Here is a 13,380-nt window from a genome sequence, read left to right as displayed (position 1 = left end):
CGCCGGTGGCCCTCGCTTCGACACAAGCCGCCACCGCGTCCGCTGACGTCAGCCCCCCTGCACGCCGCTACCGGGGGCGTTTCGCCCCCTCCCCGACCGGGCCTCTGCATCGCGGCTCGCTCGTCACGGCGCTTGCCAGTTGGCTCGACGCCCGCGCCCACGACGGCGTCTGGATCGTTCGCATGGAAGATCTCGACGAACCGCGATGCGTGCCCGGCGCGGCCGACGACATTCTCGCCACGCTCGCTCGTCTGGGCATGCACTCGGACGAACCCGTGGTTTGGCAAAGCCGCCGCCATGCGCTATACGAGCAGGCGCTTGCCTCGCTCACGGCGCGCGAACTCGTGTATCCCTGCGGCTGCACACGCCGGGAAATTGCAGATTCGCTCACGCGCGTTCACGCACGTCACAGCACGCTCGCCTATCCGGGTACCTGCCGCGATGGCCTGCACGGCAAGACCGCCCGCGCCTGGCGCCTGCGCGTACCGGACGGCGATGCAGCGCACGTGCGCTTCGTCGATCGCTGGATGGGCTCGCAGACGCAGGATCTGGCCACTGAGGTCGGTGACTTCGTGCTCAAGCGTGCCGACGGCCAGTGGGCCTATCAGTTGGCAGTCGTCGTCGACGATCAGTTGCAGGGCATCACCGATATCGTGCGCGGCGCAGACCTGCTCGATTCGACGGCACGTCAGATTTATCTGCAAGCGTGCCTCGACGCACCGGTCCCTCGCTATCTGCACGTCCCTCTGGTCATGGCAACCGATGGCGAGAAGCTGAGCAAGCAGAATGGCGCGGCGCCGCTATCGCCGCTCGATACCGCCGATGCCGTGCTCGCGGCATTGAAGGACGCCGCCTTGCACCTCGGCCTGCCGGCCACGCTGGCTCACATCTCCCATAGCCAAGACTTCTACGTCGCCGCGACGCGCGCGTGGCGGGCATTGCATGGGCATTGAAACCACCCGTTCGCTTTCGTCCGCTCAATGAAAAAAGCCAGCGTGAACACGCTGGCTTTTTGACTTCTACGAGACGCCCGTCCTTAGTTGCTCGCCTTGCGAGGGAAGCCCGCGAGCAAAGCGGCGACCTGACGCTTCGGCGCCTTCTCGGACGGTGCACCGAATGCGGTCGGCACACCTGCATCATGCGACGTGTGGGTGTCGCGTTGCGGTTCACCCGCCGCCGACGGCTCATACGGCTTGTAGAAGAACTCGTCTTCCGGACGAACACGACGCGGCGTGGAGCTCCCGCTGCTGCGGCCAGCACGCAGGCCGTCGTGGCGGCTGTGGCGTTCACCACGTTCGGCACGCTCGCCGCGATCCCCACCGCGCTCGTAGCGATCACCACGATCGTCGCGCGAACGGCTGCGACGCTCCAGCACCAGCTCGCCGCGCTTGAGCTCGCGCTTGATCAGCTTCTCGATTTCCACGAGTTGCTTACGCTCGTCCGGGGCGCACAGCGAGATCGCCTCACCCGACGCGCCCGCCCGGCCCGTACGGCCGATACGGTGCACATAGTCTTCGGGGTTATACGGCAGATCGTAATTGATCACGCCCGGCAGATCGGAGATGTCCAGACCGCGCGCGGCAACGTCGGTCGCCACGAGCGCACGGATACCGCCCTGCTTGAACGCTTCGAGCGCCTGCATGCGCTCGTTCTGCGATTTGTCGCCGTGGATGGCGGCCGTCACGACACCGTCGCGCTCCAACTGGCGCGCCAGACGGCTCGCGCCGATCTTGCTGTTGACGAACACGATGACCTGCTTGAGATCGCGCTCGCCGAGAATCTGCACCACGGCCGCGCGCTTGTCGTCTTCATCCACTTCATAGACGGTCTGCTCGACCGTATCGGCCGTCGCATTGCGACGCGCCACTTCGATCGTGACCGGGTTCGTGAGATAGCTCGATGCGAGCTTCTTGATTTCGTTCGAGAACGTGGCCGAGAAGAGCAGCGTCTGGCGCTGTTTCGGCAGCAGATTCAGAATGCGCTGAAGATCCGGCAGGAAGCCCATGTCCAGCATGCGGTCGGCTTCGTCAAGCACCAGCATCTTCACCTGGCTCAGATTCACCGTCTTCTGTTCGACGTGATCGAGCAGACGTCCCGGCGTGGCGATGAGGATCTCGACGCCGCGTCGCAGGGCATCCTTCTGCGGGTTCATGTCGACGCCGCCGAACACCACCGTGTTACGCAACGGCGTGTGGCCCGCGTAAGAGCGCACGTTATCGGCAACCTGATCGGCGAGTTCGCGCGTCGGCGTGAGGATCAGCGCGCGCACCGGGTGACGGGCGGGCGATGCGCTCGTGTTGGCCTCGGGCAGCAGGCGCTGGATGATCGGCAGCGAGAAGCTGGCGGTCTTGCCCGTCCCCGTTTGCGCGGCACCCATGACGTCGCGGCCGGACAGCACCACCGGAATGGCCTGGGCCTGAATCGGCGTCGGCTGGGTGTACCCCTGCTCGGCGATGGCCCGCAAGATGTCCGCATGCAGCCCAAAGCTATCGAAGCCGGGGGTCGGAACAGCATTTACATCAGCCATGATGAAGGGACATCTCTTTTAAAAAAACGGGGGCCGCCACGCGGAAGGATTCCGCATCAAAGCTCACTCGCGAAGATTCAAGGGGCGCTGTGCGCCATGCTCGGGGCTGGCGCGAGAGGGGTCTGTCGAGTAACAGATGCGTCGGGCGCCGCCGGACCGGGGTGGTCGTCAAGAAGCGAAACAAACGCGATTCTAACACTTGCGCACGACCAACGTGTGACAACGGCCCGCAGCGGGCCGTGTTCTTGAGGTTACATAGGCCTCAGCGCCCCGCGCCAGCGTTGGCGCCACTGTCGGACTTGCCCTCGCCAGTGACCGCCTTGGCCGTCTTGCCCGCCTTGCCAACCTTACCCGCCGCCGCGGCGCGCTGACGGTTGGCATAACGTTGCGCGAGCACCGCGCACACCATGAGTTGCATCTGATGGAACAGCATCAGCGGCAGCACGATCGCGCCGAGCGGCCCTGTCGCGAACAGCACCTTGGCCATCGGAATACCGCTCGCGAGGCTCTTCTTCGAGCCACAGAAGACGATCGTGATCTCGTCTTCACGCGAAAACCCGAGCCAGCGGGCGGAATACGTCGTCACCGCCAGCATGATCGCCAGAATCACGGCGCAGCAGCCCACCAGGCCGAGCAGTGCCAACGGCGGGATCTGGTGCCACAGGCCGGTATTCACGGCTTCGCTGAACGCCGTGTAGACGACCAGCAGAATCGAGCCCTGATCCACGACCTTGAGCAATCCGCGGTTACGCTCCACCCATTTGCCGATGGCCTTGCGCGACAACTGGCCCGCAATGAACGGCACGAGCAGTTGCAGCATGATGTTGCCGATGGAGTCGAACGGCGACGCGCCGGTGTTGCCATCGTGATGGATGACGATCAGGCCGACGAGCAGCGGCGTGATGAAAATACCGAACAGGCTCGATGCCGACGCGCTGCACACGGCCGCCGGGACGTTGCCGCGTGCCATCGAAGTGAAGGCGATGGCCGATTGCACCGTCGCGGGCAGCGTGCACAGGAAGAGAATGCCCAGATACAGCTCGGGGGTCACCGTCCATGAGAGCACGGGCTTGAGCGCCACGCCAACGATGGGGAAGATGACGAAGGTGCTGGCGAACACCAGTAGATGCAAACGCCAGTGGGTGGCACCGGCGAGCACCGCCTCGCGCGAGAGCTTCGCGCCGTGCAGGAAGAACAGGGCGGCAATCGCCACGTTGGTGAGCAGGTTGAAGGCGACTTCACCTTCGCCGCGCGCCGGCAGGAAACTGGCTAGCGCAACGGTTGCGACCAGCATCAACGTGAAATTGTCGGGAAGGAAACGCGGTCTGGCCATCGTCGATCTCGAATACTCTCTCTCGAATGCGTCTGAAATGACAAAGCCCGTCCGCCAGAACACGGTACGTGACGGCAGCAAGGCCGTCAGCGGTGGTCGTCCATCGCCTCCACAGGATTCGAAAGTGACCGGAAGTGTGCGCTCGCGCTACGGGTTTTTACGTATTAGAGCGCAAGGGTAGTTAAAATACAAATTCATTTAAAGATTTTATTCATACCAAAGACGCATGAATATCTCGCTGCGCCAGCTCAAAGTGTTCCTCGCAGTGGCCGAACACGGCAGTTTCAGCCGTGCCGGCGAGGATATTGGCCTGACTCAGCCGGCCGTGAGCCGCTGTATCCGGGAATTGGAGCAAGAACTCGGACTCAAGCTGGTGGACCGCACAACGCGCGAGGTCACGCTGACCGAAGTGGGCGCCAGCCTCTCGGCCACGCTCGCCCGGGTGCTCGACGAACTGGAGAGCGCCCTGCGCGATACCCACGGGCTGGCCGAAGAGCGGCGCGGCCGGGTGCGCGTCGCGAGCGCCCCCACTATCTCCGCGAACCTCATGCCCGAGTGCATTTCGGCCTGTGCGGCCCAGTATCCGGACATCACGCTCATGCTGCGCGATCAGGTGCAGACGCTCGCGACCGACAGCGTTCGCCACGGTGAAGTCGATTTCGGGGTCATCGTCGCGTCGGAAGGGACGGACGATCTGGTCGGCGAGCCCATCATGGTCGAGCCGTTCCTGGTAGTGTGCGACCGCTCACATCGTTTCGCGAAGCAAGCGCAGGTGACGTGGAAAGCGCTCAACGGCGAGAAACTGGTGCTGCTCGATTACGCGTCCGGCAGCCGGCCGCTGATCGACCGCGCGCTGGCCGAGCACGGCGCCTACTGCCAGATAGCGCAGGAAGTCGGGCATGCCATTACCGTCTTCCGAATGGTCGAGGCCGGCATCGGCATCAGCATCATGCCCGCGCTGGCATTGCCCGCGATGCCGGGATTGACAGTAGCCACGCCGGGCAATGGCGCAGAGAACCCTGCTGTGACAGGCGTACGCCTCGTGGCCCTGCCGCTCGTGCCACAACTCGATCGCACCATCATGCTCGTGCGCCGCAAGAACCGTACGCTCTCTCCCGCCGCCCAGTCCGTCTGGTCGCTGATTCAGCAGATCACGGCCAACACGCCGCATGCACTGGCGTCCGCGACGCAGACGTCCGGACACACCATCACGCCGCCGAAGCATCCCTGACATTATGGGAGATATCGCACGATGCTCGAATTTCTCGCATCATTGAGCGAAATTCAGCAAAGTTTGCCTCACTAGACGCTGGGTGCGGCACATCAAAGTAAGTGAGCGCCTGCTACAATTGCACGGCGTCGACGCTCCCCACATGCGTGACGGGGCCATCGAGTTTGTGCTCCACCCTCGTGCCTCGACGACATGCCCGCGCCCTGCGGGCATTGTGTTTCCGGTATGTCGTCATGGAATTGTTCATCAAATACTTCAGTCCGCTGTGGCTCTTCTACGCGGCAGCCGATCTGTCTTTCTGGCAGCGGCATCAACTCGACGCGCGCATGCGCATCGTGAGCCGCTTCATGTGGCGATATGTCATGCGCTGGTGTGTCGTGAGCGCGACGCTGCTCGTACCCGCCGCCGTGCTCGCGCATGGACTCGCGGCAACCGGGCTGGCGCTGGTCGGCGGCCTGTCGGCAAGCGTGACGGTGCTCATGGCCGCACTCGCACTCGCCTGCCTCATCGGCTCACGTCTGCGATAGGACGCAGCGGCACCCCGTCTTTCCGGCGTCGTTCCGGCGTCTTTCCTTGGTCTTCCCGGCGTCCGCCTGACGTCGCCCGGTCGTTCCCAACCGCCCTCGCTTAGGCAAATCGTCTCGCGCCACCGGTGACGTGGCACGAGATCGCTGTTTCGTCACGCGTGTCGACTATGATGGAACGGCTCGCCTCGCGCGGCGACAGCCCACGCGACGTCGGCGTCTCTTGACCCCCTAAGGAGATTCACATGGCCAACGCCAAGATCCTGGTGGTGTTCTATAGCATGTACGGGCACATCTACAAGATGGCCGAAGCGGTTGCCGAAGGCGCGCGCAGCGTGGCGAGTGTCGAGGTCGCCCTCATGCAAGTCCCTGAACTCGTGCCCGACGACGTCCTCGAAAAGAGCGGCGCCAAGGCGGCACGCGCGGCGTTCGCGAACGTTCCGGTTGCCCGCGCCGATCTACTCGCCGATTACGACGCCATCCTCTTTGGCACCCCGACGCGCTTCGGCAACATGACCGCGCAAATGCGCAACTTCCTCGACCAGACGGGAGGCCTCTGGGCCAAGGGCGCGCTCGTGGGCAAGGTCGGCAGCGTGTTCGCCAGCACCGCCACGCAGCACGGCGGGCAGGAAACGACGATCACGAGCTTTCACTCCACGCTGCTCCACCACGGTATGGTCATCGTCGGCGTGCCGTACACCGAGCCGGGCCTGACCAACATGAGCGAGATCACCGGCGGCACGCCTTACGGCGCTACCACCCTCGCGGCCGGCGACGGCTCCCGTCAACCCAGCGCAAACGAGTTGAAGATCGCGAAGACGCAAGGCCGTCACGTCGCGGAAATCGCCGCCGCACTCAAACACGGACGCGCACTGTAAGTCGCCCACCCTCAACCCATCGCACGGGCGCTACGTCGCCAGACGTGCGCACCGCGCGATGTTCACAACGTCGGCACGTCACCGAACCGATCCCGCGTTACCCCGTCGCTGCGGCACTGACACAGCATCGATAGGCGCCCTCGCTCAGATCAGCTTCATCTCCTTGAGCACGTTGCGCACGATGCGCGCCCGCTTCGGCGCGTCGGCATCGCCTTGCATGTCCATGTTCAAGGCGACCATCGTCAGATTGCCGTCGCGCTCGAGCCAGCCCACCCACCAGCCGATATCGTGCTTTTTGTTGACGAACCAGCCCGTCTTGCCGTGCAGCACGAAGTCGCCGTTTGCCTCGACAATCGAGATCTGACGCACGATATCCTGCGTACGCGCGGAGAACGGCAACGTGCCGCGCGCGAGACGTTGCAGGAAATCGACCTGTTCGCGTGCCGAGATCCGCAAGCTGTCGTCCACCCAGTACGTATCGGCGACAGAACCGATCGTGCGATTGCCATAACCGACCGTATCGAGCTTGGCCTGCGCGTACTCGCGCGCAATCTTGTGCGACACCACCTGATAGCACGGAAGGCACGACACACGGAAGGCCGTGCGCAAATCCATCGCCGCATTCCAGGTCTTCATCCGGCGCGGCTTGCCGTCCCACGGAATGATCTCGCGCTCGTCGTTCAACGCGCCCGACTCCAGTGCCAGCAGGCTGTTGAAGATCTTGTACGTCGAGGCGGGCGACATGCGCTGCTCGGCGCGCGCCGAGTCGAACGCCTGATACGTTTGCGTCTTCCCGTCGAGCACGACGATCGTGCCCTTCGCATTTTCCGCGGCGAAAAACTTGCCCCAGTCGGCGCGCTCGGTGAAACGCACGGACGCCGCCTTCGCAAATTCGGCCGCATGCGCCGGTGTAACGAACATCGCCAAAAAGGGAGTGGAGACGAGCGCAGACGCGAGACGCAGCAGTAACGCAACGCGCCGCCAACGGGAGATTGTTTTTTTCATTTCGTTGTCCTGATTTTATTGGATGCCAGGGAGATGGCATAGATGTTGTCGGTAGCGCTGGCCAGGCACCGCTTTTCGAAAGCGTTTGCAGCATAGTGCCGGTTTCGCCAGATGCAAAGCAGAGCTACCGTAACCGACGTAACCGCCGTATCATCGGCTCGCCCCTCTGTGCATGCCGAGGACCCAGCGGATGCCATCCGCCGCCCGGAGCGATGCGATTCCCTTCGACGCCATGCCTGATGCCTGATATTCAATCTCCACCCATCTCCAACGCTTCCCACGTCGGCCCCGGCACGCCTTCGGGGCCTCCGGCGCTCGTCGTGCGACTCGATGCGCCGCAGAAAATCGACGGCCAGCCGGCGCGTTATCAAAGTCTTTGGTTACTGATGCGCGTCTACTATGCGGCGCATTTCGAGGCGTCGCCGGTGTCGTTGGCGTCGCTGAAAATTCGCTTCGGTCAGTCGGGTATTGCGGGCGATCTGCGCATGCTCATCAGCCGCGCATTTTCGGACTTCGCGCGCTGGGGCGTCGCTGTCGGCTGGGGCGACGACCGGCAGGCCGATGTGCGCCTGCTCCCCACGCGCGGACGCGGCAAAGGCCCGTTCTGGCTCGCCGCGCATGAGATGTCGCGCATCGTCATCACCATCGGCGACACCTCACCCGACGACCCGCGTCGCGCTGTCGCGGCGTTTCTCGGCCTGCCGCAGGACACCGCGCCGGACACCCCATCGCCCGCGCTCGATTACGTCATGCAGGACATCGCGTTCTGGCACCACCTGACGCTCGGCAAGCGCGATATGCAGGACGGGGTGTTCCTCGCGCCGCCAACCCCGCCCGTTGACGGCGAGACCAGACGTCAACGCTCGGGCGCGATCTCATCGTTCCACTCGGCGCAGGTATGTGCCGTAGACGACGTGCAACGCGGCATCGCCCTGCTCGCAGAGACGATCGTGTGGCGTCGCATGGGAGACGCCACACGCACGAAGCGTACGCTTGCCGCGCTCGCCGCTACCTTCGGGGCCAATCAGCCGGGCTCGCCAACGTTACGCGCCATGCACTGGATCGTGCAGGCCTGGCAAGCCTACGCATTGCGCGACGAAGCGGGCGCCTTCGCCCATCTGCAACGCATCAGCGACGACGCGACGCTCGCGCCCTGCCTCGTCTACAACCCGCGAATCCGCTTCGAGAGCCGCAATCTGCAAGCGCTGCTGTACAAATCGCACGCGGCGCGCTCTGGTCCGATCCCGGCCCGCGCACAATCGGCGGCCGACGCGCTCGCGGCCTTTTCCGACGCGCTGCAAGCCGCGTTCGAAGCCGACTCCATCGAACTCGCGCAACACGTTGCGGCGAACATCGGTCTCTCGCTGTGGCTGTTCTGGCAAGAGGCGCTCATCGATCCCGGCAGACGGCTCGCGGCCACCGACGTGCAACGTCAGGCGTTGCGCTGGATCGGCCTCTCGGAATGGATCTGCGACCGTTTCGGCGTCGGCGGCAATTCCGTCTGGAATACCGTTTTCCTGCTGCGTATCGCACGTGGCGCGGTGCCCGTGCGGCGCGATCCCGATCTGCAGACGCTGCGCGCGAGCACCCCGTTGGCAGTCGACGCCTTTCTCGACGCCGTGCAGCCGTTCGGCGCCCCCTTCTCTCGCGCCAAGGGGTTTCGGCGCTGGACCGATGTCGTGGTGACGACGCTTGCCGATCATGAAGAGGGACGTGTCCGATTCGAGCCGTTACAACTCGCCAATCTGTGGTTCGAGATGTTGTGGTTCGCGCTGCATCAGGATGGGGATTCGCCGCAGGCATTGCACGCCGCCCAATCGCTGGGCCGCGTGCTGCCGATGCTCCCGCCACCCGACCGGCGCTTTTTCCGCGATGCGCTGCGGTGGGTGCCTCGCGAGTTTCAGCGCGAGGTACGTCTGGCGGAGCAGACGTAGCAGACTTAGCTGACGGAATAACAAGTCTTGGCGTAAGCGTTACATTGCGACGTTATGGCAGATTTTTCGACGATTTGCCGCATATCGGAGGACGCTTCGTCCGCCGCACACAACGCATTCCCTGGCCCATTGCATGCCGCATCGCACCATTGCCCCGTTCACGTTTTTCGGGACACGTCGCGCTTGTGTTTGTCAGGCATGTCGGTGTATCGTTGCCGCAAAGCTAAGCGCAGGGGTCCTGCAACGTGAGTTGTGGGTGAGAAATACCCTTAGAACCTGATCTGGATAATGCCAGCGCAGGGAGCGTAGAAATTCCTCGCCCCCGTTCATGCTCCTGAGCCGCTTTGCGCCGATTTAGTCGGCGTCAACACGTGCCCCGCCAGGAGACATTGCATGAACGCCAATCCGAAGTTCCTCTCAGCCAACGCGCGCGTGGACGAAGCCGCGATCGCACCGCTGCCCAATTCCCGCAAGATCTACGTAGAAGGCTCGCGCCCGGACATCCAGGTCCCGATGCGCGAAATCTCGCAAGCCGACACGCCGACGAGCTTCGGCGGCGAGAAAAACCCGCCGATCTACGTCTACGACACCTCGGGTCCGTACACCGATCCGAACGCCCGCATCGACATTCGCTCCGGTCTGCCCGCCTTGCGCGCGGCCTGGATCGAAGAACGCGGTGACACCGAAGCCCTGCCGGGCCTCTCCTCGGCCTACGGCCGTGAGCGTGCCGACGACAGCGCCACCGCCGATCTGCGCTTCCCGGGCCTGCATCGCACCCCGCGCCGCGCCAAGGCCGGCAAGAACGTGACGCAGATGCACTACGCACGTCAGGGCATCATCACGCCCGAGATGGAATACATCGCGATTCGCGAAAACCTGCGCCGTCAGGAATACATCGAAAGCGTGCGTGCCGCCGGCCCGCAAGGCGAGCGTCTGGCCAAGCTGCTCTCGCGTCAGCATCCGGGTCAGCATTTCGGCGCGAGCCTTCCGGCCGAAATCACGCCGGAATTCGTGCGCGAAGAGATCGCACGCGGTCGCGCCATCATCCCGAACAACATCAACCACCCGGAATCGGAGCCGATGATCATCGGCCGCAACTTCCTCGTGAAGATCAACGCGAACATCGGCAACTCGGCCGTGACGTCGTCGATCGGCGAAGAAGTCGACAAGATGACGTGGGCGATCCGCTGGGGCGGCGACACGGTCATGGATCTGTCGACCGGCAAGCACATTCACGAAACGCGCGAGTGGATTCTGCGTAACAGCCCGGTGCCCATCGGCACGGTGCCGATCTATCAGGCACTCGAAAAGGTGAACGGCAAGGCCGAAGACCTGACGTGGGAAATGTTCCGCGACACGCTCATCGAGCAGGCCGAGCAAGGCGTCGACTACTTCACGATTCACGCTGGCGTGCGCCTCGCGTACGTGCCGATGACGGCCAACCGCATGACCGGTATCGTCAGCCGCGGCGGCTCGATCATGGCCAAGTGGTGTCTCGCGCACCACAAGGAAAGCTTCCTGTACACGCACTTCGAAGAGATCTGCGAAATCATGAAGGCGTACGACGTCGCCTTCTCGCTGGGTGACGGTCTGCGTCCCGGCTCGATTTACGACGCCAACGACGAAGCGCAACTCTCCGAACTCAAGACGCTGGGCGAACTCACGCAGATCGCGTGGAAGCACGACGTGCAGGTCATGATCGAAGGCCCGGGCCACGTGCCGATGCAGCTCATCAAGGAGAACATGGATCTCCAGCTCGAGTACTGCGACGAAGCCCCGTTCTACACGCTCGGACCGCTAACCACGGACATCGCACCGGGTTACGACCACATCACGTCGGGCATCGGCGCGGCCACCATCGGCTGGTACGGCACGGCCATGCTGTGCTACGTCACGCCGAAGGAGCACCTCGGCTTGCCGAACAAGGACGACGTGAAGGAAGGCATCATCACGTACAAGCTCGCCGCGCACGCTGCCGACCTCGCCAAGGGCCACCCCGGCTCGCAGATTCGCGACAACGCGCTGTCGAAGGCGCGCTTCGAGTTCCGCTGGGAAGACCAGTTCAACCTCGGTCTGGATCCGGACAAGGCACGCGAATTCCACGACGAAACGCTGCCGAAGGACTCCGCCAAGGTCGCTCACTTCTGTTCGATGTGCGGACCGCACTTCTGCTCGATGAAGATCACGCAAGACGTGCGCGATTACGCCGCCAAGCAAGGCATCACCGACGAAGCCGCCCTCAAGCAGGGCATGGAAGTCAAGGCGGTCGAATTCGTGAAGAGCGGCGCCGAGATCTATCGTCGCACCTGATGTCTGCGATGGATGCCATTGTGGCGGCGAGTCTTTGTTCGGCCGCCACTTGGAACCATCGATAGCGACAAAAGCTAACGCGCCCGGGTCACACCGGGCGCGTTTTTTTACAACGGATGAATAGCTGGCTTATCGCTAACCTTTGGCCAACTTATGTGTGACGCTTGTCGAGCAGACGATACCCGCGCTCACGCGATCACACGGCGCGAAGCGGCTCATTCGTTGGCTCCGCAGGTAACGTCGGCACGCCGAGCATCTTCAATACGTTGCGCAGACGCTCCGTAGCGATGTGCGCGGGCAACAACGACATCGACGTCGCCAACGCCGTGAAGGCCTTGGTGTTGGTTGCGGGCATGGCCGCCGCGTCCATCACCTTCGTGTGGCGCGCCTCCCAGTGGCTCTCGCCCAGTTGCTCGATGCCCAGCGCGAGCCTGGCCCACTCGGCCGTGCCCAGTCCGACGTTCGCGGGGAGATCGCCACGCACCAACGCCTGGTGCATGGGCATGCCGTCGGCGAATCCCACGCGAATCATCCATTCGGTGCTCTCGCTCGGCGGCAAAAGACGCGAGCCGGCATGCAGGCGGCCGTTCAGCGCGGTGATGAAGTCGGCCGGGAGTTCATTCTTCAGGCAGGCCATCGTCCACTCCTTCTTGCCTGAAAGCCCGGGCTTTCCCGTCCAGCGACGCGCGGTGTCTGCCACGGCTTTCGTCACATCGGCGCGGCTCGGTTCGAAAGGCACCGTGCCATTTCGCCCGTCGGTACCGAGCAACGAGCCGTTCACGATATCGCGGCAAACCTGCGCACGCTCGCTGCGCCCGTCAGGCATGATCACCGGGTGATAACGGCCTTCCAGCGAAACCGCGCGAGGATTGACGGGTTGCACGCTGGCACACCGGTGCAGCGTTGCCAGGGCGGACGGGCATAGCACCGGCTGCGCAACGCGCGGGGCGTCGTATCTGCCTCCCAGGGGCACTGTCGGCAGTGAGTCGATCACGTCGACGCTATCGAGATCCATCGACTCGGGCACGAACGCGCTGAAAAATACGGCGTCGGACGAATCGACCTCCGACGAGACGCTTTGAAAGTCAGCCTGAAATTCGGCCATCGCCTCGTCGTGTCGCTTGGCCGTGTCGAGCCGCACGGCCGCGGCTTGTAGCTCATTTACCGTCCATGGGTGCGTCAGACTGGGATTGCGCGCATTCGCGACATGCACCAGCGGAATACCCGCGGCGTTGGCCAACCCGGCATCCGGATTGAGTGCAACAGGGGTCAGATACGCAAGGCCGCCCATACCGAGCGCTTGATTCACAGGCTGTATACCGAAAGTCATCGAGAAATCCTCAAAGAATAGAGTCGTGGCCCGTCGCCACGGCCTCAACACCGCGTCAAGGCGATGTTCACGATGCCCGAGCGTTCGTGTGGGAATTGTCGGTTCTGTACGCCAGCTCTCGTAGCTCGTGCACGCAAGCGTCCCGTAACGCAGGATGCTGGCGGCCGGTACGTACCCGTCACGCAGGGGTCGCGCTGTCGGGGTGCCCCGAACTTATGGCATGCTATCGGCAGCGGTACAGCTGACGCGGCTCCCGCGCCCCAGCCCGAAGGCATCTCAAAATGATGGCCCGCCGGCCTTGTTTTGAA

At 63.6% G+C, this 13,380-nt stretch carries 10 protein-coding genes and 1 riboswitch; of the genes, 6 read left to right on the top strand and 4 right to left on the bottom strand.

The genetic code is table 11. The annotated features are described in order from the left end of the window. The first annotated feature begins 5 nt into the window (after nt 1–5). Nucleotides 6–953, top strand: a complete 948-nt coding sequence (gene gluQRS, locus ACIPHM_RS11915; protein ID WP_400328044.1) for a tRNA glutamyl-Q(34) synthetase GluQRS — start codon at nt 6–8, stop codon at nt 951–953. 83 nt (nt 954–1,036) lie between these two features. Here the strand turns inward: gluQRS and ACIPHM_RS11910 are convergent, their stop codons facing one another. Both ACIPHM_RS11910 and ACIPHM_RS11905 read right to left on the bottom strand, forming a co-directional pair. Beyond that, a complete protein-coding gene (locus tag ACIPHM_RS11910) occupies nt 1,037–2,527 on the bottom strand; it encodes a DEAD/DEAH box helicase (protein WP_400328042.1) in 1,491 nt (496 codons plus the stop codon). A gap of 262 nt (nt 2,528–2,789) precedes the next feature. Then, nucleotides 2,790–3,860: a bile acid:sodium symporter family protein gene (locus ACIPHM_RS11905; RefSeq protein ID WP_400328040.1), complete on the bottom strand. Its 1,071-nt coding sequence runs from the start codon at nt 3,858–3,860 to the stop codon at nt 2,790–2,792. A 226-nt stretch (nt 3,861–4,086) separates the two neighbouring features. Between ACIPHM_RS11905 and ACIPHM_RS11900 the strand changes: the two genes are divergently transcribed. The 3 genes from ACIPHM_RS11900 to wrbA all read left to right on the top strand — a co-directional run bounded on the left by ACIPHM_RS11900 (nt 4,087) and on the right by wrbA (nt 6,493). Beyond that, entirely contained in the window at nt 4,087–5,091 is a 1,005-nt protein-coding gene (locus ACIPHM_RS11900) for a LysR family transcriptional regulator (protein WP_400328038.1), read from the top strand. A 233-nt stretch (nt 5,092–5,324) separates the two neighbouring features. Beyond that, nucleotides 5,325–5,618, top strand: coding sequence for a hypothetical protein (locus tag ACIPHM_RS11895; RefSeq protein ID WP_400328036.1), 294 nt, complete (start codon nt 5,325–5,327; stop codon nt 5,616–5,618). A gap of 242 nt (nt 5,619–5,860) precedes the next feature. Beyond that, the gene (gene wrbA, locus ACIPHM_RS11890) at nt 5,861–6,493 is read left to right on the top strand and encodes an NAD(P)H:quinone oxidoreductase (RefSeq protein WP_400328035.1); all 633 of its coding nucleotides are present in this window, start codon (nt 5,861–5,863) and stop codon (nt 6,491–6,493) included. Between the two features lie 144 nt (nt 6,494–6,637). On the opposite strand, the gene blaOXA is transcribed toward wrbA, so the two are convergent. Continuing rightward, complete coding sequence (blaOXA, locus tag ACIPHM_RS11885; protein ID WP_400328033.1) at nt 6,638–7,498, bottom strand: OXA-62 family carbapenem-hydrolyzing class D beta-lactamase; 861 nt, start codon at nt 7,496–7,498, stop codon at nt 6,638–6,640. Between the two features lie 239 nt (nt 7,499–7,737). On the opposite strand from blaOXA, the gene ACIPHM_RS11880 reads away from it, so the two are divergent. Continuing rightward, nucleotides 7,738–9,432 (top strand): hypothetical protein, encoded by a 1,695-nt coding sequence (locus ACIPHM_RS11880; RefSeq protein WP_400328031.1) that lies wholly within the window; start codon nt 7,738–7,740, stop codon nt 9,430–9,432. Between the two features lie 221 nt (nt 9,433–9,653). Then, nucleotides 9,654–9,752, top strand: a riboswitch (TPP riboswitch). A gap of 73 nt (nt 9,753–9,825) precedes the next feature. Further along, nucleotides 9,826–11,742: a phosphomethylpyrimidine synthase ThiC gene (gene thiC / locus ACIPHM_RS11875; protein WP_400328029.1), complete on the top strand. Its 1,917-nt coding sequence runs from the start codon at nt 9,826–9,828 to the stop codon at nt 11,740–11,742. A 196-nt stretch (nt 11,743–11,938) separates the two neighbouring features. Here thiC and ACIPHM_RS11870 read toward each other — a convergent pair whose 3' ends face one another. Continuing rightward, nucleotides 11,939–13,072 carry a hypothetical protein gene (locus ACIPHM_RS11870; protein ID WP_400328027.1) on the bottom strand — a complete coding sequence of 378 codons (1,134 nt, stop codon included), beginning with the start codon at nt 13,070–13,072 and terminating at the stop codon, nt 11,939–11,941. Nucleotides 13,073–13,380 lie beyond the last annotated feature (308 nt).

Source organism: Pandoraea sp. NPDC087047 (assembly GCF_044745225.1).
Classification (GTDB): domain Bacteria; phylum Pseudomonadota; class Gammaproteobacteria; order Burkholderiales; family Burkholderiaceae; genus Pandoraea.
The sequence above is the reverse complement of the archived record's forward strand: the minus strand, read 5'-3'. Positions and strand labels throughout refer to the sequence as shown.

Excerpts from the sequence above, each read along its gene's own strand:
- ACIPHM_RS11910 (WP_400328042.1), bottom strand. The coding sequence starts at position 2,527 with ATGGCTGATGTAAATGCTGTTCCGACCCCCGGCTTCGATAGCTTTGGG.
- ACIPHM_RS11905 (WP_400328040.1), bottom strand. The coding sequence starts at position 3,860 with ATGGCCAGACCGCGTTTCCTTCCCGACAATTTCACGTTGATGCTGGTC.
- ACIPHM_RS11900 (WP_400328038.1), top strand. The coding sequence starts at position 4,087 with ATGAATATCTCGCTGCGCCAGCTCAAAGTGTTCCTCGCAGTGGCCGAA.
- ACIPHM_RS11895 (WP_400328036.1), top strand. The coding sequence starts at position 5,325 with ATGGAATTGTTCATCAAATACTTCAGTCCGCTGTGGCTCTTCTACGCG.
- wrbA (WP_400328035.1), top strand. The coding sequence starts at position 5,861 with ATGGCCAACGCCAAGATCCTGGTGGTGTTCTATAGCATGTACGGGCAC.
- blaOXA (WP_400328033.1), bottom strand. The coding sequence starts at position 7,498 with ATGAAAAAAACAATCTCCCGTTGGCGGCGCGTTGCGTTACTGCTGCGT.
- ACIPHM_RS11880 (WP_400328031.1), top strand. The coding sequence starts at position 7,738 with ATGCCTGATATTCAATCTCCACCCATCTCCAACGCTTCCCACGTCGGC.
- thiC (WP_400328029.1), top strand. The coding sequence starts at position 9,826 with ATGAACGCCAATCCGAAGTTCCTCTCAGCCAACGCGCGCGTGGACGAA.
- ACIPHM_RS11870 (WP_400328027.1), bottom strand. The coding sequence starts at position 13,072 with ATGACTTTCGGTATACAGCCTGTGAATCAAGCGCTCGGTATGGGCGGC.